The organism is Colwellia sp. MB3u-41 (genome assembly GCF_014076845.1).
Lineage (GTDB): Bacteria > Pseudomonadota > Gammaproteobacteria > Enterobacterales > Alteromonadaceae > Colwellia_A.
Genome location: NZ_JACGUT010000028.1, coordinates 47,530 through 71,646 on the forward strand (window position 1 = coordinate 47,530; position 24,117 = coordinate 71,646).

23 protein-coding genes and 1 pseudogene are annotated in these 24,117 nt (G+C 36.1%); 10 read left to right on the plus strand and 14 right to left on the minus strand.

Annotated features, from left to right (window positions below):
• Positions 1 to 199: 199 nt before the first annotated feature.
• The 4 genes from nhaD (H4J73_RS01525) to H4J73_RS20870 all read left to right on the plus strand — a co-directional run bounded on the left by nhaD (H4J73_RS01525) (position 200) and on the right by H4J73_RS20870 (position 2,997).
• Positions 200 to 1,597, plus strand: a complete 1,398-nt coding sequence (nhaD, locus tag H4J73_RS01525; protein WP_182177870.1) for a sodium:proton antiporter NhaD — start codon at positions 200 to 202, stop codon at positions 1,595 to 1,597.
• Positions 1,598 to 1,731: 134 nt separating this feature from the next.
• On the plus strand, positions 1,732 to 2,250 hold the full coding sequence (gene dsbB / locus H4J73_RS01530) for a disulfide bond formation protein DsbB (RefSeq protein ID WP_182177868.1): 519 nt from the start codon (positions 1,732 to 1,734) through the stop codon (positions 2,248 to 2,250).
• A 333-nt stretch (positions 2,251 to 2,583) separates the two neighbouring features.
• Positions 2,584 to 2,751 carry a hypothetical protein gene (locus H4J73_RS20865; protein ID WP_404851835.1) on the plus strand — a complete coding sequence of 56 codons (168 nt, stop codon included), beginning with the start codon at positions 2,584 to 2,586 and terminating at the stop codon, positions 2,749 to 2,751.
• Between the two features lie 63 nt (positions 2,752 to 2,814).
• Positions 2,815 to 2,997, plus strand: coding sequence for a hypothetical protein (locus tag H4J73_RS20870; protein ID WP_404851834.1), 183 nt, complete (start codon positions 2,815 to 2,817; stop codon positions 2,995 to 2,997).
• 154 nt (positions 2,998 to 3,151) lie between these two features.
• Here the strand turns inward: H4J73_RS20870 and H4J73_RS01540 are convergent, their stop codons facing one another.
• From H4J73_RS01540 to H4J73_RS01550, 3 genes are all read right to left on the minus strand, one after another.
• Positions 3,152 to 4,528, minus strand: a complete 1,377-nt coding sequence (locus tag H4J73_RS01540) for a DASS family sodium-coupled anion symporter (protein ID WP_182177866.1) — start codon at positions 4,526 to 4,528, stop codon at positions 3,152 to 3,154.
• A 47-nt stretch (positions 4,529 to 4,575) separates the two neighbouring features.
• Positions 4,576 to 5,589: a beta-N-acetylhexosaminidase gene (nagZ, locus tag H4J73_RS01545; protein WP_182223274.1), complete on the minus strand. Its 1,014-nt coding sequence runs from the start codon at positions 5,587 to 5,589 to the stop codon at positions 4,576 to 4,578.
• A 108-nt stretch (positions 5,590 to 5,697) separates the two neighbouring features.
• Positions 5,698 to 6,318: a TetR/AcrR family transcriptional regulator gene (locus H4J73_RS01550; protein ID WP_182223273.1), complete on the minus strand. Its 621-nt coding sequence runs from the start codon at positions 6,316 to 6,318 to the stop codon at positions 5,698 to 5,700.
• 777 nt (positions 6,319 to 7,095) lie between these two features.
• Here H4J73_RS01550 and H4J73_RS01555 point away from each other — a divergent pair.
• Positions 7,096 to 8,937 carry a M2 family metallopeptidase gene (locus H4J73_RS01555; protein ID WP_182177863.1) on the plus strand — a complete coding sequence of 614 codons (1,842 nt, stop codon included), beginning with the start codon at positions 7,096 to 7,098 and terminating at the stop codon, positions 8,935 to 8,937.
• Between the two features lie 185 nt (positions 8,938 to 9,122).
• Here H4J73_RS01555 and H4J73_RS01560 read toward each other — a convergent pair whose 3' ends face one another.
• From H4J73_RS01560 to H4J73_RS01605, 10 genes are all read right to left on the minus strand, one after another.
• Complete coding sequence (locus H4J73_RS01560) at positions 9,123 to 10,043, minus strand: hypothetical protein (RefSeq protein ID WP_182177862.1); 921 nt, start codon at positions 10,041 to 10,043, stop codon at positions 9,123 to 9,125.
• Positions 10,044 to 10,106: 63 nt separating this feature from the next.
• Positions 10,107 to 10,754, minus strand: coding sequence for a hypothetical protein (locus H4J73_RS01565; protein WP_182177861.1), 648 nt, complete (start codon positions 10,752 to 10,754; stop codon positions 10,107 to 10,109).
• Between the two features lie 84 nt (positions 10,755 to 10,838).
• Complete coding sequence (locus H4J73_RS01570) at positions 10,839 to 11,300, minus strand: hypothetical protein (protein ID WP_182177860.1); 462 nt, start codon at positions 11,298 to 11,300, stop codon at positions 10,839 to 10,841.
• Positions 11,301 to 11,355: 55 nt separating this feature from the next.
• Entirely contained in the window at positions 11,356 to 11,616 is a 261-nt protein-coding gene (locus tag H4J73_RS01575) for a DnaJ domain-containing protein (protein ID WP_182177859.1), read from the minus strand.
• A 213-nt stretch (positions 11,617 to 11,829) separates the two neighbouring features.
• The gene (locus H4J73_RS01580; protein WP_182177858.1) at positions 11,830 to 12,267 is read right to left on the minus strand and encodes a group 1 truncated hemoglobin; all 438 of its coding nucleotides are present in this window, start codon (positions 12,265 to 12,267) and stop codon (positions 11,830 to 11,832) included.
• Positions 12,267 to 13,097, minus strand: a complete 831-nt coding sequence (locus H4J73_RS01585; protein WP_182177856.1) for a DUF3034 family protein — start codon at positions 13,095 to 13,097, stop codon at positions 12,267 to 12,269. Before H4J73_RS01585 ends, H4J73_RS01580 begins: the two co-directional genes overlap by 1 nt.
• Positions 13,081 to 15,408, minus strand: coding sequence for an EAL domain-containing protein (locus H4J73_RS01590; RefSeq protein ID WP_182177854.1), 2,328 nt, complete (start codon positions 15,406 to 15,408; stop codon positions 13,081 to 13,083). Before H4J73_RS01590 ends, H4J73_RS01585 begins: the two co-directional genes overlap by 17 nt.
• On the minus strand, positions 15,398 to 16,063 hold the full coding sequence (locus tag H4J73_RS01595; RefSeq protein ID WP_182223272.1) for a methylamine utilization protein: 666 nt from the start codon (positions 16,061 to 16,063) through the stop codon (positions 15,398 to 15,400). Before H4J73_RS01595 ends, H4J73_RS01590 begins: the two co-directional genes overlap by 11 nt.
• A gap of 289 nt (positions 16,064 to 16,352) precedes the next feature.
• A complete protein-coding gene (gene speE, locus H4J73_RS01600; protein ID WP_182177850.1) occupies positions 16,353 to 17,210 on the minus strand; it encodes a polyamine aminopropyltransferase in 858 nt (285 codons plus the stop codon).
• Positions 17,200 to 18,162, minus strand: a complete 963-nt coding sequence (locus H4J73_RS01605; protein ID WP_182223271.1) for an adenosylmethionine decarboxylase — start codon at positions 18,160 to 18,162, stop codon at positions 17,200 to 17,202. Before H4J73_RS01605 ends, speE begins: the two co-directional genes overlap by 11 nt.
• A 316-nt stretch (positions 18,163 to 18,478) precedes the next feature.
• Between H4J73_RS01605 and H4J73_RS20290 the strand changes: the two genes are divergently transcribed.
• Entirely contained in the window at positions 18,479 to 18,763 is a 285-nt protein-coding gene (locus H4J73_RS20290) for an arginase family protein (protein WP_310649954.1), read from the plus strand.
• Between the two features lie 35 nt (positions 18,764 to 18,798).
• Positions 18,799 to 19,344 carry an arginase family protein gene (locus tag H4J73_RS01610; RefSeq protein ID WP_310649955.1) on the plus strand — a complete coding sequence of 182 codons (546 nt, stop codon included), beginning with the start codon at positions 18,799 to 18,801 and terminating at the stop codon, positions 19,342 to 19,344.
• Positions 19,345 to 19,403: 59 nt separating this feature from the next.
• Here the strand turns inward: H4J73_RS01610 and nhaD (H4J73_RS01615) are convergent, their stop codons facing one another.
• On the minus strand, positions 19,404 to 20,825 hold the full coding sequence (nhaD, locus tag H4J73_RS01615) for a sodium:proton antiporter NhaD (RefSeq protein ID WP_182177955.1): 1,422 nt from the start codon (positions 20,823 to 20,825) through the stop codon (positions 19,404 to 19,406).
• A gap of 511 nt (positions 20,826 to 21,336) precedes the next feature.
• Here nhaD (H4J73_RS01615) and H4J73_RS20875 point away from each other — a divergent pair.
• The 3 genes and pseudogenes from H4J73_RS20875 to H4J73_RS01625 all read left to right on the plus strand — a co-directional run.
• Positions 21,337 to 21,414 (plus strand): annotated as a pseudogene (locus H4J73_RS20875) (hypothetical protein); the annotation flags it as partial.
• A gap of 558 nt (positions 21,415 to 21,972) precedes the next feature.
• Positions 21,973 to 23,436, plus strand: coding sequence for a methyl-accepting chemotaxis protein (locus tag H4J73_RS01620; protein WP_182177846.1), 1,464 nt, complete (start codon positions 21,973 to 21,975; stop codon positions 23,434 to 23,436).
• Between the two features lie 4 nt (positions 23,437 to 23,440).
• On the plus strand, positions 23,441 to 23,947 hold the full coding sequence (locus H4J73_RS01625; protein WP_182177844.1) for a DUF6436 domain-containing protein: 507 nt from the start codon (positions 23,441 to 23,443) through the stop codon (positions 23,945 to 23,947).
• Positions 23,948 to 24,117 lie beyond the last annotated feature (170 nt).

Here is a 24,117-nt window from a genome sequence, read left to right on the forward strand (position 1 = left end):
GATTGTACCAGAACATCTATTTGGCACAAGTGGATTAATTCAGCATAAAAATAATTTAGTGGTGGATAAAAAAAATTATTAAACATTTAAACAGTTGTAAACTAGATACTAATATTGAGCTTTGATATATAATCTTGTCATTTTTTTGATATTATTAAATAAATTAATACTAATAATTTCATCATCTTTTGGGAATAATATGATAAAAATTTTGCTCTCACTGCTAGCAATAGGTATCCCTACAATTGCTTTTGCCTCTGATTCAGCCCATAAGACAATTAACCTGACCAGTCACTGGGTAGGATATGCGTCTATTGCCATTTTTGTACTTGCATACATATTGGTTATTTTAGAGGAGCAACTTCACTTAAGAAAATCTAAGCCCGTATTGCTTGCTGCAGGTATTATTTGGATTTTAATTGCTGCATTTTATGGCTCTCAAGGTATGCCACATGCTGCAGAAGTTGCGATTCGTCATAACTTCCTTGAATATGCTGAGTTATTCTTCTTCTTACTTGTTGCGATGACCTACATCAATGCGATGTTAGAACGTAATGTTTTCGATGCACTTCGTGACTGGTTAGTCGTAAAAGGCTTTAGCTATAAAACATTATTTTGGTTAACCGGTACGCTTGCTTTCTTCATTTCGCCAATTGCTGATAACTTAACAACCGCATTAATTATGTGTGCAGTCGTACTCGCAGTAGGTAAAGATGAACCTAAGTTTATTGCAATAGCATGTATAAACATTGTTGTCGGTGCTAACGCTGGTGGTGCCTTTAGCCCCTTTGGTGATATTACAACCTTGATGGTATGGCAAAAAGGAATGGTCCAATTTAGTGAGTTCTTTTCCTTATTTATTCCTTCTGTTGTTAACTTCATTATTCCTGCATTTATTATGCAATTTGCTATTCCCAAAGGTAATCCTGTTGCACAATCAACAGAACTAACACCAATTAAATATGGCGGCTTAACAATCGTTGCTTTGTTTGTCTTAACTATTATGACCGCGGTTTCATTCCATAACTTTTTACACTTACCTCCCGTATTTGGCATGATGCTAGGTTTGGCTTATCTTAAATTCTTTGGCTACTTCATTCGTAAAGTTGGAAAAAGTGGATTTGATGAATCAGATAGTCCGACAGGCCATCAAATTGAAGATGACTTTGATATTTTTGATAAAATAGCAAAAGCAGAGTGGGATACTTTATTCTTCTTCTATGGCGTAATTTTAGCGGTTGGCGGTTTAGGCTTTATTGGTTACTTAGGCATGGCATCTGAATTTATGTATGGGGAACTCGGCGCAACTAATGCAAATATTCTCGTTGGAATATTATCAGCCATTGTAGATAACATTCCGGTCATGTTTGCTGTACTAACGATGAATCCAGATATGTCTCACGCTCAATGGTTATTAGTCACCTTAACTGCAGGGGTTGGTGGTAGTTTATTATCTATTGGTTCTGCAGCGGGTGTTGCTTTAATGGGACAGGCACGTGGTTACTACACTTTCTTTAGTCACTTAAAATGGACACCTGTTATTGCTTTAGGTTATGCCGCGAGTATTTATGTTCATATTCTAATAAATGGTTCTTAAATATACTCATCATTAACGTGTTATTATCAAAAGCTTCTAGAAACATTTAGAAGCTTTTTTTTTGCCTAATTATTATTAAATTATGTACAATCTTTTATATTTGACCTTTAACTAACAATAAATAGGAATCTGTCGTGAAGTTTTTAAGTGATTTATCGGTAAACACCCGTGCTTGGCAATTACTTGCCCTTACCGCTTTTGGTTTGGAATTATCTGCTCTTTATTTCCAATACGTGATGGGCTTAGCGCCTTGTATTATGTGTATTTATCAACGAACGGCTATATGGGGAATATTCTTTGCTGGGATAATAGGAAGTCTAGGTAATAAAAATAGTGTGTTACGCTTAATCGCATTTTCATTATGGGGTGTTAGTGCAATATGGGGGTTATTAATAGCTCTTGAACATGTCGAGATACAATCAGCCACTATGTCATTTTTATACAGCTGTGAATTTATACCTAACTTCCCTAGTTGGGCACCTCTGCACGAATGGTTACCTTCACTATTTGAAGCAACAGGAGACTGTGGAGATATTAATTGGCACTTTTTCGGTTACACCATGCCACAAATGATGATTGTTGTTTACAGTGGTTTCAGCATCGCTTTAGTTGCTATCTTATTGGCTCGATTTGTTGATCAAAGAAAGTTTTAAAATAATAAGTATGAAGAGCGAAAATAGTCAGCATTTTCGTTCTTCACCATTACATGATTTTCGATGAAGCACTGAAGTATCCTTAGAGAATCAAGTCATGTCTCTCTTACTGACCTTATAGTCTCTACATTACTCGCCGGTTTAGCTATGCCGTTAGGTGCGCTTATTGCCTTTATTGAAAGTTTAAAAGTGATTGGCTTGAACAAGAATTAAGGCATACTGTCATCGTTTTTAGTGGTGGTGCGTTATTATCAACTGTAGCGTTGGTTTTAGTCCCTGAGGGAATAGCAAACTTAACCATGTTACCTGCTTATCGTTGGTGGGTTTAGCTTTATGGCGCTTGATATTTACCTTAAAAAAATTGATACCCCTGCGAGTCAGCTTGCCGCAATGCTTTCCAATTTTATTCCAGAATCAATCGCTTTAGGCGCCGCATTCGCAACAGCAAGCGACAATGCTTTTTTACTTGCTGGTCTGATCGCATTACAAAACTTACCGTAAGGTTTTAATGCCTACCGTGAATTAAGTGTATCGGGAGCTTATAGGCCCAATAAAATTATAATCATGTTTACTTTAATGGCATTGCTCGGCCCTATCGCTGAAGTTTCTGGCTTTTTATGGTTGTCAGAGTCCCCTCAAATTATTGCTGCGGTTATGCTTTTCGCTTCTGGCGGCATTATTTATTCAATATTTCAAGATTTAGCCCCTCAAGTAAAATTAGAAAAGCATCGGGCTCGCCCCATGTGAGCTATATTTGGCTTGACTCTGGGTATGTTGGGTTTGATATTAACAACATCATAAAAATCATGAAAAGTTAGCTAATAATCCGTATTAATTGCCAAGGGTAAGCTTCGAAGCAGTTAACACAGGTAAATTCATAAATAACAGTTAATCGTGATAATTAGAACAAAAATAGAAAGCATACTATTGCGATTAAACAAGACATAATAAAACTCAGTATTGCCCCTTCTTTCACCATATCTTTAATTTCAAGTTCACCAGTGCCAAAGGCTATCGCATTAGGCGCTGTTGCAACGGGCAACATAAACGCACAACTTGCACACATAGCTGCGGGGATCATCAAGACCATAGGGTCATAGCCAGCCGATGATGCTACAACCGCTAATATAGGCATCAGTAGCGTTGCTGTTGCGGTGTTACTAATGATCTCAGTAAGATAAGTGACCACTAAACAGATTGTTAAAATCATCACTATTATGGGTAAATTGGCTAATGAAGAGAACCAATCACCGAGTATTTGGCTTAACCCCGAAGCAACAAACCCCTTCGCTATAGCAATACCACCAGCGAACAATAACAACATACCCCATGGTATTGTTTTAGCTGTATCCCAATCAAGTAAACGAGAGCCTTTTCCGTTGGGTATTAAGAACATTAAAACGACAGCGAACAGTGCAACAGTGCTATCTCCAGCGATAGGAATATTTAACCAGTCACTCCAACCACCGAAAGGCTCTTTGCGTGTGATCCATGCAAGTGCTGTTAAACCAAACACCCAAAGAGTTCTTGTTTCTTCACTTCGCCACTGCCCTTGGTCTGGTAATTTAATTTCTTGCTCAAGTTTTATATTTCTCGTTAACCACCATGCCATAATAGGTAGCGCGATGAGAACAATAGGGACACCTATTTTCATCCATGACAAGAAACCAAACTCCCGACCTGTATGCTCTTCATATATGCCCATAAATATAACATTCGGCGGGGTTCCTATTGGCGTACCAATACCACCAACCGATGCTGCATAGGCAATACCTAAAATAAGCGCCACTTTAAGTTCTCTATTATCAATATGAGCAAGAATAGCTAATGCAATAGGTAACATTATTAAGGTAGTTGCCGTATTCGAGATCCACATACTTAATAAACCAGACGCCAACATAAAACCAAAGACTAATCGACGTCCGCTTGAAACCCCAACTAGCCTGACCATATAAACAGCTAATCTTTGGTGAACACCACTTTTTTCTATCGCTTTTGACAGCATAAATGCCCCCATTAGCAATAAAATAACATGACTTCCTAATGATGAAGCCACTGTTTTATGGTCAACCACACCAAATATCGGGAGTAATGCAAAAGGAACAAGAGATGTCGCTGGAATAGGTATTGCTTCACTGACCCACCAAATAACAGTCAATAAGGTGATAGCGGCGGCAGTTGCCGGTTTTGCAGCTAACCCCAACCATAGCAGCAGAAAGTAAAACCCGAAGGATATTAGAGGCGCTAGTACAATAATACTTTGTTTTGTTAGCTTCATTAAGGGCTCTATTTTTATTATTTTTAAGAGGGGAAGTTAAAGTTATGTTATAAATATTCAGCGAATACTTGACGAGCATTTTGCCAAAGAGTGTTATTACGTAGTTCACTTAATCCTCCGGTTGACGTTTTTAATAAACGTAACAACCGTTGATTGCTCTCTTCATCAATGCTGATATTGGCATTATCGATCACATCAATACAGCCTTTTCGGTTGTTACACAGTAATAACATATCACAACCCGCTTGTTGAGCAGCCTCAGCTCGTTCAACATAGCCACCAACACATGCAGCACCTTTCATGGATAAATCATCACTGAAAATAACACCATTAAAGCCAAGTTCCTTTCGTAAAATATCTTGTAGCCAATAAGGGGAAAAGCCAACCGCTTCAGGAGAGATTTCAGGAAAAATAACATGAGCAGGCATTAGAGCATCCACTTTTTCGCTCTTAATTAACGTCTTAAAAGGCAACATATCTACCGCGAATATCTCTTCACGTGAACGAGGATCAATAGGTAAAGCAAGGTGAGAATCTGCTTCGACACTGCCATGACCTGGGAAATGTTTACCCGTAGCCTTCATGCCAACAAGATGTAAGCCGTCAACAAAAGCACTCGCTAGTTTACAGACAATTTCAGGGTCTTTATGGAAAGAACGATCACCGATCACCGCACTAATATCATCAATATCAAGAATAGGGGCAAAACTAATATCGATACCCACCGCTTGAACTTCTAATGCCATTAATATCGCACTTTGTTTAGCCAGCGCTTGAGCTTTAATAACATTTTTATCAGCAAAGTTCCAAATTTTCCCCATCGCTGGAATAAGTGAAAAACCCTCACGAAAACGCTGAACTCGACCACCTTCATGATCGACAGCAATAATAAGGCTTTTATTGGCGGCCACGCGAATACTGTCCGTAAGTTGAGCGAGTTGCTCAGGAGATTCATAATTACGAGTAAATAAAATTAACCCGCCAACAAGAGGATGTTGCAGAAGCTCTTTGTCTTCTGCCGTTAAAGATGTGCCAAGCACATCTAACATAATAGGACCCATAAACACGCTTTTAAAATAATAAGTTATTAAAGGTGCTACTCTACCTAAATCAGGCTTAATTACAAAGCTTGATGTTGAACTATCCTATTAAAAAGAAGAAATAGATCTTTAAAGTAATGGTGCAGAAACACCTGCTGCAACATAGGGGATCACTTTTTTGATAACGCCAGCAATATCCATCGTTTTATCAAAGTCACTTTTTGCAATATCAATTAAAGCATCGCTAGATGACATCGTAAATACCACCGTTCCCATGGTGAAGTGTAAGCGCCAAAACATTTCTTCAGCCGTTAATTCTGGATAAGCTTTTTGAACAGCCTTTACAAAATTGTTAATCACACCTGGGTACTGAGTCGTTAAAAACCAGCGGAGAAAACCTTGGCTATCGCTATAACCTCGTCCAAGTAGTTGCAGAAAATTGCTCGTACCATTTTCTTTAAAATCGTTTAATGATAATAAAGGTTCGATAAAGGCTGAAAACACTTCGAGTAAATTCAAATTGTCACGTTTACATACTTCAACAAGAGCAGACTCTAAACGTGGTGAAAGTTCATTCATATAACGGGACATTACCGATTTTATTAGCTCTTTTTTTGAACCAAAATGATAATTAACTGCCGCTAAATTAACTTCAGCTTGACTGGTTATTTCTCTTAATGAAGTGCCATTAAAACCTTGTGTTGCAAATAAGCTTTCAGCTGCGTCTAGAATTTTATTTTTTGTACTCATCTTCTAACAATACCTTTTAACCACATCTGAATGAAATATTTGATACTAATTTAAGCACAGTTTAAACAAGCGTTTGAAATAACGCAACAATGAATCTCGAATACAAATTTTATTCTTAAAATTCAATAAAATAGTATGATTCATTGTAAAACTCACTATTCGTTATAATATATAAACAGTAAAAAACATCAAGAACCTCATCATTATCTACTGTTTAGAAAGTGGCCGATTACATCACGGTTTATTGGTCTAGCTTTCTTATTTTTTAATTGAGATACAGTTCAATGCATTTACACAACAATTTACAGACCTGAAATTGATCTAGCACCATGTAAAATTTGTTTTACTTATCATGGATAAATCTCTGTATCTTTTTTTCAACTCAAACGAAGTACTTGTTTAAATTTCAAGCCAACAAGTATTTGATCTTGATTTATTACTGTGCAGGTATTATAGGTGGATTCGGTCTGAGCACTTTATGAATTAAAGCAATAATAATATATAAACGTTACCGTTAATCGCCTTAAACCTATCTTGTTTACTGGCTGCCTGTGGTGGTGAATAAAAATCTAAAATTCTATGTGAAAATTTTCAGTTAAGCTTTTTAAAGTGGATAATAAAAAAGTAGAAGGGTATACAAAGCACTGAGCGTGAAAACGTTTAGTGCTTTCTTTTATCTAAAGTTTACCACGATTTTTTAATCGTAAAGCTTTAAGCCCTCTGCACAATTTTATATACTCCCCTCCACTCTCCATTAATAATAAAAATAAGACGTTTATGATAAAGCTATTTAAACAAACGAGTATTGCCTTATGTGTGCTGGCATCGCTTAGCGCTTGCAACAATGAAAGTACAAGCAAAACTCAGCAAACACCAAAGCAGGTTGCGCCCGTATTGACGGCAAAAGACGCGGATGCATTTCTTATCGCTACCGAAAAAGAATTAATAGCCTTGGGTATTGAAGGCAGCCGCGCAGAATGGATTTATTCAAATTTCATTACCGATGATACTGCAGCACTTTCAGCAGCCGCAAATCAAAAATCAACAGAAGCGGGCGTTCGTTTTGCTATGTCTGCAGCTAAATTTGATCATATTGAGGTAACAGAAAATCAACGAAGAAAATTAAATACCTTAAAACAAAGTTTAGTAATGCCCGCACCACAAGATTCGGAGAAATCTGCTGAGCTTGCAAAAATTGGTTCAGAACTCGGTGGTATGTACGGTAAAGGTACTTACACAACGAAAGCCGGTAAAACGCTAAGCTTAGGTGAAATGACGTCAACAATGGCAACTTCACGTGATTACGACGAATTACTCGAAATGTGGCAAGGCTGGCGCACTATTAGCCCCGACATGAAACCATTATTTATCCGTCAATCGGAATTAGGCAATGAAGGAGCACAAGGTTTAGGTTATAAAGACTTAGGCACTATGTGGCGTTCAAATTATGATATGCCTGCTGACGATTTTGCTAAGGAACTTGACCGCTTATGGGGACAAGTAAAACCCTTATACGATGACTTACATTGTTATGTTCGCGGCGAACTTGCAAAAACTTATGGAGCAGATAAAGTCCCACAAGACCAACCGATCCCTGCACATTTATTAGGTAACATGTGGGCACAATCTTGGGGCAACATCTACGAGTTAGTCGCTCCTGAAAATGCAGATCCTGGTTATGATGTTACTGAACAACTAGCCGCTAAAGACTATGACGAAATTAACATGGTAAAAGGCGCGGAAACCTTTTTTACCTCGTTAGGGTTTGATGAATTACCTGAAACTTTCTGGACACGTTCACTCTTTACCAAACCAGCAGACCGTGATGTTGTCTGCCATGCTTCGGCATGGGATCTTGATGCTAAAGATGATATACGTATTAAAATGTGTATTCAAAAAACAGGTGAAGAGTTTAATGTCATACATCATGAACTTGGACATAACTTCTACCAGCGAGCATATAAAGATCAACCTGTTTATTTCCAAAATAGTGCCAACGATGGTTTCCATGAAGCAATTGGCGATACCATTGCACTTTCTGTTACCCCTAAATATCTAAAAGAAATAGGCTTAATTGATACTATTCCTGATGAATCAAAAGATATTGGCTTATTAATGAAAATGGCACTAGAAAAAATAGCCTTTATTCCCTTTGGTTTAATGGTTGATCAATGGCGTTGGAAAGTTTACTCAGGTGAAATAACACCTGAAAATTACAATACTGCTTGGTGGGAGTTGCGTGAAAAATACCAGGGTGTAGCCGCACCGATAGCGCGTGAAGCGAATGCTTTTGATCCGGGTGCAAAATATCATGTTCCTGGTGGCGTTCCTTATAGCCGTTATTTCCTCGCCCATATTCAGCAGTTTGAATTTCATAAAGCACTCTGTGAAGTTTCGGGTAATACCGACCCTATTCATCGCTGTTCAATTTACAACTCTAAAGAAGCCGGCAAAGCACTTAATACCGTATTAGAAATGGGCTCAAGCCAACCTTGGCAAGAAGCTTATAAAGTTTTAACGGGGAGTGAACAAATGGATGCAACTGCTGTACTTGACTACTTTGATCCATTACACGTTTGGTTAAAAGAAAAAAATAAAGGTAAGCAATGTGGTTTCTAAGCTTTTAAGTTAACGATAACGTGGTCTTATTAAAAAAGCCTGATAATTTATTTATCAGGCTTTTTATTGTTAAGATATTTTTACTTATGACCAAGCGTTAACAGGTAAGTGAACAATTTAAAGTGATATATAATTTCATAAGTAACGTTTAACAAATTCGCCTTTTTAACAACGAAAAGGCCTTATTATGAAGCATCAGGTCTTAAATAAGCAATATCATCTTCATCATCAGCGTGGAAGTCATAACCACCGTCAAAATCGCCATTCAACTCATTTGCTAGGGTGATAGGCAGTTCTAATATTTCTTGGATATAAATAGAAATATTTTCTTGCTGGTCAATAATCCCCTTTAGCTCAGTAAAGCTGAGTAAATTAATATCCTGCAAATAACTTTTTGTTGAAATTGGTAGTTGTTCTGTAAAGCGGGCAATGCAAGCCTCCACTTTGGCTAATAACACCTTTTTATCGGTATGCGTCAGATAAGTATTCAGTTGTTCATACAAGCTACTAGTGAAGACTTTTCTTTCTGAATCAATAAGTAATAATGAAATTGCAGTATTTAAAAACTTTTGCAATTCAAACAACAAAACGTCTTCATCATCATCGATAAGTAAGGTATTTGCTGAAAAGTCTGCTGCTATACTTTTATAAACTTGCAGAAGCTTTGCACTTTGATAGCCTTCATTAACAAAGGTCCTGTGCATTAATCTTATATCAGAAGTATCGTTAATACCGAGCGCATAACTCCGGATAGATATTTCTTCAAAGTAGGAGGGCGATATTGTCTTTAATTGAGCATACTTTGCCCAGCCGGCTCTAAAACAATATACAATACCTTGAGTTTTTAGTATGTCTTTAGCTTTATCTGTGTCGTTATCACACAGTTCTAATAAGCCTAAGTTACTCATACCCAAAACAATTTCACAGCCCTTCTTTATTTGATCAGCATAAATTATCGATAGATTATCAGAAGCGATTCTTAATGACATATCAGATAGTTGTTGTTTGGTTTTATGCATAAATTCAGGCGTAAAAAAGCCGTCACTTTCTCCGTCTCTTAATACCAAAAGTAAAAACGGATAATTTCTTAACTCTGCAATGTTCATTGATGAATTCCAATCAATTAAAGCGGTTCATATAGATTAAATAATACGGTTTTTGTTGGCAAGTTAGAGCGGTGCAAACATATCGTCGGTGTCCATTTCAACAGCAGTTACTCGTTGTTTGTTCGCATTTTGTTTTAACGCATTTTCAATGTTTTCGAGTGTTCCATTTGTACTAACCGTCATGACTTCACGATAAGCTTCTTCACTTAGCGTTTTTATTTTCATTAACAGTTCTTCAATGCTCCCTGATGTTTGCTCTTCATCTTCTTCTAATTCTGAAAAGTCATGACCGATAAAGGGCAAAGATAAATATAAAAGACCAAAGTCATCTTCAACTATCGCGTTTAATACTTCTAATTGCTTTTCTTCGTCATCTGAAGAAAGAAATATTTGTGTTAATAAACTATGCGCTTCTGTTTGCGCACAAAAAACATGCTCTTCATCCATATTTTGCCAATACGATGGCTCTACATTTAAGAGTTGTTTAATTGATTCGGCATCCATTAACCATGTTGCAATAGACGGAATAGTCGCATCGTGCTCTCTGACAATTTTTGCTACGGTTAAGATGTCCATTTCTGTTAATACCGCAAGCATTTTTTCGTCGCCCTGTTCAGAGGCAATCGCTTCTAAAGAGGTACCCGCACGTCTGCCACTGTATTGTGCTTGTTCGATAATGTCTGTCGCTAGAATTAATGCATTTTTTGTCAAGGTTATTCCTTAAAACTTATATATAGTACAAATAAATTTATGAATATAAAATTCTGCTTTTATAGAATTTTATATTTATCTCGCTTAGTAATTTTCATCATAGTCATTAGATTCATCATCATCGACTTGAGCATATTCATCTTCTTCAGCTTTTAAAGGTGTTGCATCATAACGGTTATAAAAATGGATGAGCAAAATAGCTGTTTTTAGGTCTTCTTCTGCGTGGGTCATTATTTCGGTAATACAAGCTCTAGCATCAGCATGAACGCCAACAAAAGGTTTAATTTCCGCCCAAGAAGGTTCATCTGCCAGTTCAAGTGTTGACAGGTTTTTGCTATCAATTCTGATCTTGGTTGATATCGCCATCGCTAGTTGGTCAACCATACCATTAAATAATAAGGGCATTTGCTGCAATTGTTCAAAGAGACTTGTTAAATAATTTGATAATAAATCAGGGTTTTCCGGATCGTCTAATGAATTCATATTTTCTAAATACATAGAAAAATCATCCGTTAAATAATCCGGTAAGTTTGTTTGGGATTGCATTCATATTTCCTAATAGAAAGTCTAAGAGAGGGGCTCATTGAGCACTCATTTACGCTTAGTTAAAAGCACTTTGCCAAAAAGAATCAGCAATTTCTCGCGGATCTGTTATCACGGTATAGTTACTTTTTAAGTATACCGACCGTTTTTTGGGATCAGAAATAACATCATAGGCTTTTTGAATTAACTGAAATTTTTCTTTAGCTTCAATATTGTCGTTTCTATCTGGGTGATATTTATTAGCGAGTTTTCGATAAGCTTTTTTAATTTCGATGGTCGTTGATACTCTACTTACACCTAACTGTTCAAAATAATCCATAAAATTTTAACTACCTTTGGTAAGACAACATAAAGTGACTGTTGACACAATTAGGTCAATTTTACCTTTGCAATTACATAATTAACATCATTATGTTTGCTTATTTTCTGTTTATATACATGTGTTGATTAACGCTGTTGAAACTAAACACAAATAATTTTGGGTGAGACAGCAAATAAAGTTGAGAATGTTGAGGGAAAACTAAAGACAATATTATATTTTTATTATTTCAGCTCTGAAAACAGCTAGTTTTGCGAGTATTCTATTTTGGGATGAGTAAGGAATACCAACATCTTCCATAGCCTGTATCAGTAGTTCAACCACACGATTGAAGTCTCCTTCATTAATATTCATGCCGGTATGAATATCAATCATGCTATCGCCATTATATTCACATGGCCCGTTTACCAACCCACATAAATGATTGATAAAACCTTGCTTGAAATGTTTGACGCTCGACTTAGCAAAATAAGGCAATATGACTTTATCTTTCACAATTCTTTGCACAAACGCATCAACGAGGCTTTCTAAACCTTCATGACCACCAATTTCAGCATAAAGCGCCTCACGTTGTTCTACTCGTTGGCTGCTGCAACCCAAGCATAGTTGCAAAGCGAAGACAAAAATAACAGTGCTAAAATATTTAGACATTAATAGGATCCTGACAACGACAAATACCAACCTTTTTGATCCGACAATCCCGCAAGAGTACCTAAATCAAGGTAAGCGAGAGTAACATTCACGTATTTATTTGGAAACCATGCCAAAAAAAGATCTTGCCAGTCATCCTCTTTAAGCCCTAAATTATCAGGTTTATGTCGATATTCAGTACCTACAGCAATATGTTTATTGAATAATACCGCCACAGACATTTCAGTTTGTAACGCGCCATTACCATTAGGTCCGCTAAATCCGAGCAGTCCCATTTCATTGGCTTGTGTGTATCGTAAAGAGACATTCCACAATACGTTATAACCCGCTAAAAGGCCTAAATGTAGTTTACTTGCCGCTAAATAAAAGTCGGTTCCTGTATCGTCTTTGGCGCCTAATGAAAAAGCAACATCAGCGGTTCTTAGTGATTTTTGCTGAATACCTACTGATAATTGTGGCCAAGTGCTATAAAGCAAATCACCATATAATCTTAATTTAAGACCCAGAATATCTTGAGACAGTGTTAATGACAAAGGCTCTACATCAAAGTGTTGTTTTACAAAAGAGACCTCTAAGCGATCATAAAAATTAACCTGACCACCACAACTGTTTAATTGAAAATCCTTCACATTAGCTTGTGTACAAAAGGCAGAAAAGGCTAATTCATCTTCTGTTGCATAACCTGCTAATTGAGCCCAAGGAACTAAACCGCCACCACCTGAGCCCTCTACTTGAGAAACACCTGGGGTTGCTAATATCTTACCATTAGCAAAACTCACTATTGGCAGTAACATTAATAGCAGTAAGCTAAAACTAAAGCGGCGATTCATAGCTTTTATACCATTCAATAAATTGTTCAGCGCTAACTGGTCTCGATAAATAATAACCTTGTGCATAGTCACACTTAAAGTCATTGAGTAACATTAAGCTTGCTTTATTTTCAACACCTTCAGCAACAACACTCAGCCCAAGTTTATGGCCTAGAGAAATAGTTGAGGCGACGATATCTTGATCTTTCTGACATTGCTCTAATGTTAAAATGAATGTTTTATCGATTTTTAATTCATCGACAGGCAAGCTTTTCAATTTAGCTAGTGAAGATTGACCAATACCGTAATCATCAACTGAAATAGTAAAACCCAGTGATTTTAAATGTGATAAACGTGCAATCACTAGTGCTTCATTTTCGGCGATATCTCGCTCTGTTAATTCCAGTGTTATTTGTGTTGTAGCGACGTCATGATTGTTCACTGTGGTAAGTAAATAGTCGACAAATTGTTCATTTTGAATATCTTGGGCAGATAAGTTAATCGAAACCTTAAAGAGGTATCCCATTTTATTCCATTGTTCCATTTGCTGAATAACCTGTAAAATTACCCAGCGAGTTAACGAGACAATTAAGCCCGCCTTTTCAGCTAAATCAATAAATAATTCAGGGTTTACAAATTTCCCCTCTTTGTTAATCCAACGAATTAAGGCTTCAAGTTTATCAATTTTGCCGGTATTCATATTTAATTTCGGTTGGTAATTCATAAAGAGCGGACTGACTTCACTTTCAAGTGCACCTTTTAACTCTTCAATTAACCGCAACTTATAAAGATAGTTTTCATCTTCGCCTTCTTGATAAAACCTTAACGAAACCTGCTCTTGATAAGCTAAAGAAACGGCCATAGTTGAGCGCCTGATCAAGCGTTCAGCATCAATCCCATGATCAAGTGAATTGGCGACACCAAAATAAAGTGACAAATTAATTTTAATATCATCAAGCCAAAAGGGTCGGTTTAATTCACGTTGTAATAATTCAATAAAATGGTTTATTTCATTTGTATCATTAATTGGAATAGCGATTAAAAACTCATCTGAATTGCTTCTTGCTGCCATAGTATCGTCTTTTAAGACTTGGTTTGACTTTTCAATAAAAACAATGATGCGAGCAGCGATATCTTTCAATAGACTATCGCCATTACTGAGACCAATTGTGTCATTAAGGGCTTTAAAGCCCTTAATGTTAAGAGTAATAACCACTAAGTTGATCTTTTCTTCAAAGGAGTCAGCAATAATATTTAATATTTTATGACGGTTATACAAACCCGTTAGTACATCGCGTTCTGCTTGATAAAGGATAGCTTGTTCACGGTTTTCAATAGCGGCCCCCATAACTGAAAACCCTTGATAAAGTTCACTAAATTCAACAGGCAAACGCTTAGCTAATGTAGGCACCTTAAGTTCACCACGACCAATTTTTTTGGTTAGCTCCATTAAAATGTGCAACGGGGTAGATAAGCCTCTAGATAAAAGACGAGATAAAGTAATGGCAATCACGATCACAGTCATAGCGATAATTAACATAGAGTAAATCAAACGATTAAAGTCACTCTGAATCTGTGTTAAAGAAGCAGACAACGTCGCTCTTACATCTTTAGAGCCACCGAAACTAATTGTTTTGTGAAAATAATCAGAACGGGTTAGGAGTAAATTAGGAGATGTTTGCTGGTAGCCTTTTAACAATTTTTTTATAATATCTTTATCATCAATACTTGAATCAATAAGCAGATTATTTTGTACTAGAGTTAAATCTAAAGCGATTAATTCTTTAAGTTTCAATAAGGCTATTTGATCAAATTCAAAGCCAATCACGGTATAGGCAATAACTCTCGGCGCCTTAACAGGGACAACGATGACTTGAAAAACTTTATTTTCGATACTAAGAATTTGAGCATGCACCTCTCTAAAAGGAAGTTTGTTGATATTTCTCTCAATAGTCTTAGTATCCAAAGAATGTAATGAGCTGGTCGTTGATAGCTTGCCTTCTAAGTCGAGTATTAACATCAAATCAGCATTGATACGTTTGCCGTGGTTAAGAAGTACGCTCTCTACCGTCTTTTTGTCGCGGGTCGCTACGGCTTGTTTAAAACCAAAATCAGCAGCTAAAACGCTTGCTGTTGTCGTTAACACTTTTTCTTGTGATCTCAGCGTTTGCTCAAGTACATTTTGAGCAAAATACATTTGGCGTTCAATTTGGTTTTCTGCATAATCAGCAAATCGAAACCAATTACTGCCCGTTAAAAAAATCACGGTTAATAAAATTAAACTGGTTAATAACCAAGTGATTTGTGCTTTAAAGCTAAACCTAGTGCTCATGAAAAGCTAACTCTTCAAAACTGTCTCTTGGTTCGGGTGTGTTAACACTTATTACAATAACAATGTCATTCTCATCTAGCATTTTTTGGTCAATAGTCAATAAGGTATGTTGAGATAAACCTTTAGTGCTATTAGGGTGCCAAACTTTTAATTGCATATTTAACGCTAAAGTACGCGGCAGTAACACCTCACCTTTTTTATTGCTCACATAGGCATTTTCTTTATCAGTGACATAAATATATCCCACCATAGCATCATGAATATTACAGCCCATAACAACAAGACCTTTATCATTAAAACGAACCGGACTTTTAGGTTTGCCCGCGTATAATTTTAATTCAAATGTTTTAGCGGGTGAAAAAGAGTAAACATGATGTCGTATATCATCACTATTAGGAAAGCTGACTAAACTATTAACTGGAACAACTAAAACAAGTGGTTCAAACGCTTTGTTTATTTGATCCATCACATAGATAGGGTCTTCAGTCGATTTATTTACAAGCGGTTGGGGAACCGCATACTCAATGACCGCATTAGGTAGTGGGAGATAATTTTGGTTAACAATTTTTACAAGGGTTTGGCTAAAAGCAGTTTCAGCAAAGCATACTGAACAGAAAAACATGACCATAAGCAATCGAAACTTAAGCGTTATCATAATGACCTTAGATAATTTTTTTTCTTTTTTAAATCATACCTGTACAAATGACAAGAGTCTAATTTTAATGATGTACTGATAAGCAGTCTCCTATTTTAATAAGATGATTTTATCTGCCCTCCAAAAATAGAATAACTTAAGTTTTTATAAAGTGACATTTCTCTATTTTTTATAATTTATAAAGCCAAGAAAAATAGAAGTAACTCCTTTTAAATAATACTTGTCTTCTGACGTTTCATATAATAAATGTAACCTATTGTTCAGCAGACAAGGTTTAATTTTTAGCGGCCTAATTATCGATTAACCCCACTAAGCCCTTTTTCACAAAACTGGGCAAAGCAAAGGAAGCAGCGTGTAAAGGTGCGTTATAATAATCAAAGGTCAAACCTGATTTTTCAACACGCGTAGGATTAAAATCGATCGTGGGATGATATTGCTTAGACGCAAAGGTAAAACTCCACAACCCCCCTGGATAAGTTAAATTACTAAAACTATACAAGTAGCTTTTAGGAAATACGTTATTTAATACTTTCAACAGTGATTGTTGAATATCCATGGCGTACCATGACGACTCTCCCTGTGAAACAACAATACCATCATCCGCTAGGCAATTAAAAACATCTTTATAAAACGCTTCACCAAATAAGGGTTGTGCCGGTCCAATCGGGTCTGTGCTGTCGACAATAATAACGTCGAACTTCTCAGTCGTGTCTTTCACAAACTGAACACCGTCCCCTATAATAAGATTGATACGCTCATCATTAAGTGCCGCAGAGGTCTGTGGAATGTGCTCTTTACAGGCATCAACAACCATAACATCGATTTCAACCATCGTGCATTTTTTCACGGATTTATGACGAATAACTTCTCTTGCCGTTCCACCGTCGCCACCACCAATCACTAAGACATTTTTAGGACTAGGGTGAACAAATAATGGCACATGGCTTATCATGTCGTGGTAAGCAAATTCATCACGCTCGGTGACCATGATCAAGCCGTCATTTAATAACATTTTTCCATGGCCTTTTGTTTCAACAACATCGACAGTTTGAAATTGACTTTTTCCAGAGAAAAGCACCTTTTCTACCTTAAATTTAATGCCCAAGAAATCTTCGAACTTTTCTTCTACCCATAAATTAGAGTGCATGGTTTTCCCCTGAAATATTGAGCATAATTGGCTCAACAAAGGTTGTTTGAGGCAAAATATAGTTAGCAAAGTTAACTAAGTAGCCATTATCAAGCTTTTTGCAAACACGTGATTTACTCACGTATTTGCCTGGAATTAAAGTAATGAGTTTTTCTTCAAAAGCTTGCTCATTAAAACTCATTAAATCAAAAGATTTTGGTGCCAATATCTCTAAGAGTGTTGGTGCAAGTGTCAGTAAATCTATATTTGATTCAAAACTAATATAACTGCTGTCCATTTGTGGTGTAACGTGAATGGTTAAATATTGCTGTTCTTTAAGCGCATTAAGTGAGTAACCGTAAGGAGAAAACACGAAATCGTCAATAATAAAGCCTGGCAATATCTTATCAATACATAAAAAATCACGGATCTCTTGGCCGGACAAATTGGCTTGTGTTAAATGTTTTGAGGCTTGTTCACTTATTTGATAGGCCAACAACTCGTAGGTAATATCATCAGTATCAGCAGTAAAGTCGTTGTCTAAGTGAAAGACATAGTTATGGTGACTGTCCATTTCACCAAAACGATATGCTTTACCAGGTAAATATTGATTAATTAACTTTATATCATCGCCAAAGCAACTTGGCTGTGCATTAGCAAAATATTCATTCTTACGCTGATAAGTAAGCTGTTTTATCACTTTTTTACCCAGTTTTTGAATGAAAAATTCTACCGCTTTCACTAACTGTGTTTCACCACAGGTTAAAATTAATATTCTGTCCCGCCAAACAAATAAGCTGGATTCAGACAATAAGAAGGCTTTGCAATGCTTATTTTGAATAGATGATAGTATTTGGGCTTGGCTACGATTGACTAATTCTGACCAAAATTCGTTATCAATATCAATAAGTAAAGAAAGCTGTTTACCATCAATTAAGATTTCAGCTTTTTTTTCTGACCCCTCAAAAAACATAACAACCCCTTAGTAAAAAAATAGTGCGTTATTTTACAAATTCTATAGTTATTATCAATAAAATAATGGTACTAATATTGATATAATAAACAATAAAGGTATGAACAATAACGTGATTTGGTTTGAAAGACTTTCTTTTATAAAAAATAACTATACTTTTAGGTCTTTTTTTGGATAATCATTGAAAATGATTGTTATAAGCTCTCGTTGCTAAATAATGAAAATAGTTAAAGAAATTAATGTTGAGTTAATACCTGCCCTGATACCTTTTGAAGGGGCTAAAAATAAGTAGGCTATATTTCAAGACACAACACACATTGTCGGTTTTGAGTTCGATGGTACCGCCTGCTTTAGAAAAGGAACAAAAGCCGGACCTAACGCACTTCGCCATGCTTCTGATGGCATTGAATCGTATTCCCCTTATTTAGACGCCGACGTCGAGGACATTTCATTTATTGACCTGGGTAATTTGCCCATTGACTTGTCAATCGATGAGCAAAGTGCAAAGGCTGATATCGAGAGCGCTTATAATAAAACGAATAAGGCATTCACGACGTTATTTGATGATGTTGCTTTAAAAGAAAATAACATTCGCTGTTAACGTTAGGCGGTGAGCATTCAATTTCATACGCGCCAATCAAGAAGTATTTATCCGATTTTCCTAATTTAGTGATTTTACATCTCGATGCACAAGCTGATTTGCGTGATGGTTACTTAGGGTATCATTACTCTCATGCTTCAATAATTCGTGGTATTACCGACCATTTTGGTGAGCAGAATCAATTGATACAATATGGTATTCGCTCCGGTACTCGCGAAGAATATCAATGGATGAAAACCCATAATACCCTTAAAAAAAGTCGAGCTGAATTTTTCGCCTGTGTTCAAGCGATACCCAAAGACATTCCTATTTATTTAACCCTAGATTTAGACTATTTTGATCCCAGTTTTTCCCCTAGCACAGGTACTCCTGAGCCAGGAGGGGAAGATTTCCATTCATTTATTAGTTTATGTAAAATATTACGCACTAAATATTTTGTCGGTTGCGACGTAGTAGAGTTATCACCGGCTATTGACAGCACAGGAAACAGTGATATTTTTGCTGCTAAGGTGGTGCGTGAATTGCTGCTTTGTTTAGAGAAAACCTTTCTACCTATTTTCCATAATCAAACAGCACCTTAAGTTAACACCTTTAATATAACATCAATAAATTAAAGGTGTTTTTAAGTATGTTGAGCCACTTAACCATTTATTAAAAAATGAACATAAATGCTAGCACCGTACCCTAAAGCGATCGCCCAACTCCATTTTAAGTGTCCTATAAATGAATATTTACCTTTAGTTTGCCCCATTAGAGCGACACCTGCCGCTGAACCAACAGAAAGTAAACTTCCCCCTACTCCAGCGGTCATTGTGACTAATAACCATTGTTGAAGATCCATAACGGGGTTCATGCTCAATACTGCAAAAACAACTGGAATATTATCAATAATGGCTGAAAGTACGCCGACGGCAATATTGGCATAAGTAGGATCCCAGTTGGTATACAATAACTCTGAAACCAAACCTAAATAGCCCATAAAGCCAAGCCCACCAACACACATAACTACGCCATAAAAGAACAGTAAAGTGTCCCATTCGGCACGGGCTATTTTTTCAAAAATGTCAAAAGGAACTATATTACCTAGACGCTTTAACGCTTTTTCATCATGACTTATGGTCGCCAACGTTCGTTTTTTATTCAACGAGTGAGGTAAGCTTCTGCGTAAATAAAACCCTAAGAATTTTAAATAGCCTAAACCCATCATCATCCCCAATACCGGAGGCATGTTAACAACACTGTGAGTGGCAACCGCAGTAGCAATAGTTAGTATAAATAAAAATATAATTCGCTTAGCACCACGTTTTAATATGAAATCATCGTCAGTTATCGGTGTTGATTTTTCATTAGAGATAAAGAAGCTCATAATAACAGCAGGTATTAAAAAGTTTACCAGTGACGGTATAAAGAGGACAAAAAATTGTTCGAACTTAACTAATTCTGCCTGCCATATCATTAACGTCGTTATATCACCAAACGGACTAAAAACCCCACCTGCGTTAGATGCTACTACAATATTAATACAGGCAATATTAATGAACTTAATATCTTTAGGGGCCACTTTAAGTACGATGGCACACATTAACATTGCGGTGGTTAAGTTATTCGCAAACGAAGAGATAGCAAATGCCATTAAGCCTGTAACCCAAAATAAGCTGCGTAAACTTAAGCCTTTAGAAATCATCCAAATACGTAAACTGTCAAAAACCCCTCGCTCTTCCATCGCATTGATATAAGTCATCGCGACTAATAAAAAGAGTAGTAATTGAGCATATTCAAGTAAATTATGATTAAAAGCCTCTTCAGCTGCTGCTGGAATACCATGTTGTGTGTAGATCCAACCAATAATTAACCAAATAATACCTGCCGCAACCAATACCGGTTTTGACTTTCTAAGGTGTATGAATTCTTCACCGATCACCAGTAAGTAAGCAATAATGAAAATGGTTAATGCAGTTAAACCTGCTATTGAGTTCGTTAGATCTATTTCACCAGCTCCAGCCGCAAAAGCAGGCGTTGCAAGTAGAAATAGCAAGACAGTTGTTATAAGTTTTTTCACAATACTTCTCTAAGGGTTAATTTAAAATTTGTTATAAAAACGTTTTATCTCTCGTATAAATCTGCATGGCTATTTCTTTAAAACTGACAAAAGAAGAAGATATAAAGCAATATTTACCGTTACAAATAAGCTTAGCGCTAACGTTTAAAAGGCAGAAACTTATAAGTTAAGATCTGCTAAAAATAAAGTGGGGGGATTTTACCTGCATAAACGAGCAACTAAAAAATCATTCGGTAATGTATTATTTATTTTAGCCATACGCTAATCCTGTAATCGCATCAACGTATTAGCATGACTTAAAGTATGTGTTTTATAATTTTCATCAATAAATACACTCATTTATGCTTAATCGTTGCATAGCCCCCAAAAAGATGACGATTATATTCCAATTAAAAGACAATACAATTCTAATTAAGTGATAATCAAAATAACATGTCGCTATAGAAACATTAAAGATGAAAAAAACAACAACCATACTTGCTGTATTAATTAACCCAGAACAGGCACCTTTGAAAAACTGATTGCGTTAGATGATATCAATGCCTCGCAAAAAGTTCGACAAATGTTCAGGGAATATATTGGGATAAACTAGAAGAAAATTGGCAAGATGACGTATTTAAGTCATAAATTAAGTTAGAAGTGTATTACTAAGTATTTATAAACCGTTTATCGTCTTCATAAAAGAGACCTTTTCGGTATCGACTTACCCACTTTAATGGTGAGTATTAATTTAAAAACGGCCAAACAATCACCTTAAACATGACCAGTAAACGACAACAATCAAAATATGCGCAGACATTAATCAATACTATAATATTGAAGCGTTATTCATGCGCTAATTTTTCCCAGATGATTCCCTATAAATAAACTTCCTTTAGTTGTTAACACTATCGGTTCATTGAATTGTTAAGGCTATTGTAACGTGCAATAAAATAACCTTTCTGTATATTTTAGCGTCCTAATTTAAAGCATTACAATATTGATTTGTTTATGCTCCTCAACTAATGTTATATGAATCACGTTATTTTAAGTAATGACTTACAAGCACTTACAAAGTTATTTTTTTTGTAAACACCCGATTAAAGTTCATATATTAATGTTTGATTTGTATAAAAAACTAATATTAATTACACTTAAAAATGGATAGAAAATGAATAAAAACAATAAATTATTTACATACCTTTTTAGCGTATTGTTTGCTGAAAGTTTACTGTTAGGTTTTATCTATGATTCATATTTTTCTGCATTTGTCATAGGTTTACCTGCTTTACTTGTGCCAATATATTTTTATAAGACCGCGGCAAATAAAGCTATTGCTGGTCATATATCAGCACTTTCAGCAATGATATTTGCTGCTTTGCACATTCATCAAGCCAACGGTTTAATTGAAGTTCATTTTGAAATTTTCATTTTATTGGCTTTTTTAATCATTTTTCAGGATTGGCGAGTATTTATTACCGCTATTATTGTGGTTGCAATACATCATGTTTCTTTTTACTTTCTTCAGGTAAATGATACAGGGGTATTTATATTTGATGAGGAAAGACTTTTATTTACAACGGTAATCATTCATGCAGTCTACGCAATTGCTGAGTCGATTATTGCCGGTTACATAGCACATTCTATGAAAGTTGAGAGTGAAGCCGGTAAAGAATTATCTTTAGTGGCCACTGCATTAACTGCGGATGTTAATGCAATTGATTTAAACATCAAAACAACGGCAAATAATAGCACCCTGCTGTCATTTAATGAGTTGCTGGGGCTATTAGCAAGCGTAATTCAAGGCGTAAAAGAGCAAGTTATCGAATTAAATACTAATTCACTAAACTTAAATAAAACGAAAACAGAGCTCGAAAGTTCTACAGCACAGCGTCAACAAGAAACTGAAGTTATTGCCGCCTCTGCAGAAGAAATGGCGGTAACCGTTGCATCGATAGCAGAAGAAACTAACCAGTTAAGTGATCAGATGCAAGAAGCAACCAATTACACTAAATCCTCTAACGAAGAAATAATGAGGATTAATGAACAAAACAAAAATTTAACATCTGCATTAGAAAAAACAAGTGAACAGGTAAATGACTTAGCAAACTCTACCGAAGCTATCTCCAAAGTATTATCTGAGATTAGTGGTATTGCAGAGCAAACAAACTTATTAGCATTAAATGCAGCAATAGAAGCTGCTCGAGCAGGAGAGCAAGGCAGAGGCTTTGCTGTTGTCGCCGATGAAGTACGAGCATTGGCCACTCGAACAAAAGAAAGTACAGACAAAATAAGTCAAACACTGTCTCTTTTGAAAAATTATTCTAAGTTAACTACAGACTCTATGACTCATAGTATAGCCATTGTGCAATCCGTCATTGAAAGTGCTGATAATGCCCAAAAACAAATATCTCAAGCATCAACACTCGTTGAACATGCCAGTGCTATATCAATGAATGTCGCGGCTGCGATTGAACAACAATCAGTAACCACAGCAGATATAGCAAAAAGTGCAGAAACCTTAAGGGACACAGCGTTAATAGACAGAGAAAGAGTTGAAGCATTGGCTCAAGAAGCGAATAGTGTCACTCATACATCGAGTGCTATGGCGCTTAATATTGCTCGTTTTAAATAACTTCATGACAAAATTCCAACTTGGAGTACTCACCGTGTGGGTAGTTTTTACGCTATCTGCATTTGGTTACTTTACCAAAGGTAGGCTTGTGGATTTTGATGAGAGTAATAAGTTAGCCGGTATTGAATATCAACAACTTTCTGATGACTTTACCCGCTATACTTATCAAGAAAATATGACAGGTCGCAATACCATATTACACTTTTCTACACCTAGTTGTTATTGTCAAAAATTCAGTGAAAAACATATTCAAGATCTCAATAAATTAGCTGACGTTAATAATTTCATTGTCAAAAATGTTGTCGTTGCACAGCACAATATAATCCCTTCCACTCCTTCTGTCGCATTAATAGATGAGACAGGAAAAGTTGTCTATTTTGGTCCTTATGGGCAAGGTTTGGCTTGCTCGAAAACTACAGGTTATGCTCAAACTATGCTAAATAATTACCTAAAAGGATATACCGCAAATATTGTGGTTAAAGAAGCGAAAGGCTGTTATTGCAATGTTTAAAATTAGTTTAATAATAACTGTGGCCCTGCAAGAAATTTGAATACGCATGTTGAATTCAACCAGTATGTTTAACAAACACTACTTTATCTATTCAACTAAGTTTAGTGATCCATTAAAGGCAAAAAATTACCAATCCCATTAAGTGATTGGTAATTTAAACATCTCATAAA

Excerpts from the sequence above, each read along its gene's own strand:
- nhaD (WP_182177870.1), top strand. The coding sequence starts at position 200 with ATGATAAAAATTTTGCTCTCACTGCTAGCAATAGGTATCCCTACAATT.
- H4J73_RS20865 (WP_404851835.1), top strand. The coding sequence starts at position 2,584 with ATGGCGCTTGATATTTACCTTAAAAAAATTGATACCCCTGCGAGTCAG.
- H4J73_RS20870 (WP_404851834.1), top strand. The coding sequence starts at position 2,815 with ATGTTTACTTTAATGGCATTGCTCGGCCCTATCGCTGAAGTTTCTGGC.
- H4J73_RS01540 (WP_182177866.1), bottom strand. The coding sequence starts at position 4,528 with ATGAAGCTAACAAAACAAAGTATTATTGTACTAGCGCCTCTAATATCC.
- nagZ (WP_182223274.1), bottom strand. The coding sequence starts at position 5,589 with ATGGGTCCTATTATGTTAGATGTGCTTGGCACATCTTTAACGGCAGAA.
- H4J73_RS01550 (WP_182223273.1), bottom strand. The coding sequence starts at position 6,318 with ATGAGTACAAAAAATAAAATTCTAGACGCAGCTGAAAGCTTATTTGCA.
- H4J73_RS01555 (WP_182177863.1), top strand. The coding sequence starts at position 7,096 with ATGATAAAGCTATTTAAACAAACGAGTATTGCCTTATGTGTGCTGGCA.
- H4J73_RS01560 (WP_182177862.1), bottom strand. The coding sequence starts at position 10,043 with ATGAACATTGCAGAGTTAAGAAATTATCCGTTTTTACTTTTGGTATTA.
- H4J73_RS01570 (WP_182177860.1), bottom strand. The coding sequence starts at position 11,300 with ATGCAATCCCAAACAAACTTACCGGATTATTTAACGGATGATTTTTCT.
- H4J73_RS01575 (WP_182177859.1), bottom strand. The coding sequence starts at position 11,616 with ATGGATTATTTTGAACAGTTAGGTGTAAGTAGAGTATCAACGACCATC.
- H4J73_RS01580 (WP_182177858.1), bottom strand. The coding sequence starts at position 12,267 with ATGTCTAAATATTTTAGCACTGTTATTTTTGTCTTCGCTTTGCAACTA.
- H4J73_RS01585 (WP_182177856.1), bottom strand. The coding sequence starts at position 13,097 with ATGAATCGCCGCTTTAGTTTTAGCTTACTGCTATTAATGTTACTGCCA.
- H4J73_RS01590 (WP_182177854.1), bottom strand. The coding sequence starts at position 15,408 with ATGAGCACTAGGTTTAGCTTTAAAGCACAAATCACTTGGTTATTAACC.
- H4J73_RS01595 (WP_182223272.1), bottom strand. The coding sequence starts at position 16,063 with ATGATAACGCTTAAGTTTCGATTGCTTATGGTCATGTTTTTCTGTTCA.
- speE (WP_182177850.1), bottom strand. The coding sequence starts at position 17,210 with ATGCACTCTAATTTATGGGTAGAAGAAAAGTTCGAAGATTTCTTGGGC.
- H4J73_RS01605 (WP_182223271.1), bottom strand. The coding sequence starts at position 18,162 with ATGTTTTTTGAGGGGTCAGAAAAAAAAGCTGAAATCTTAATTGATGGT.
- H4J73_RS01620 (WP_182177846.1), top strand. The coding sequence starts at position 21,973 with ATGAATAAAAACAATAAATTATTTACATACCTTTTTAGCGTATTGTTT.
- H4J73_RS01625 (WP_182177844.1), top strand. The coding sequence starts at position 23,441 with ATGACAAAATTCCAACTTGGAGTACTCACCGTGTGGGTAGTTTTTACG.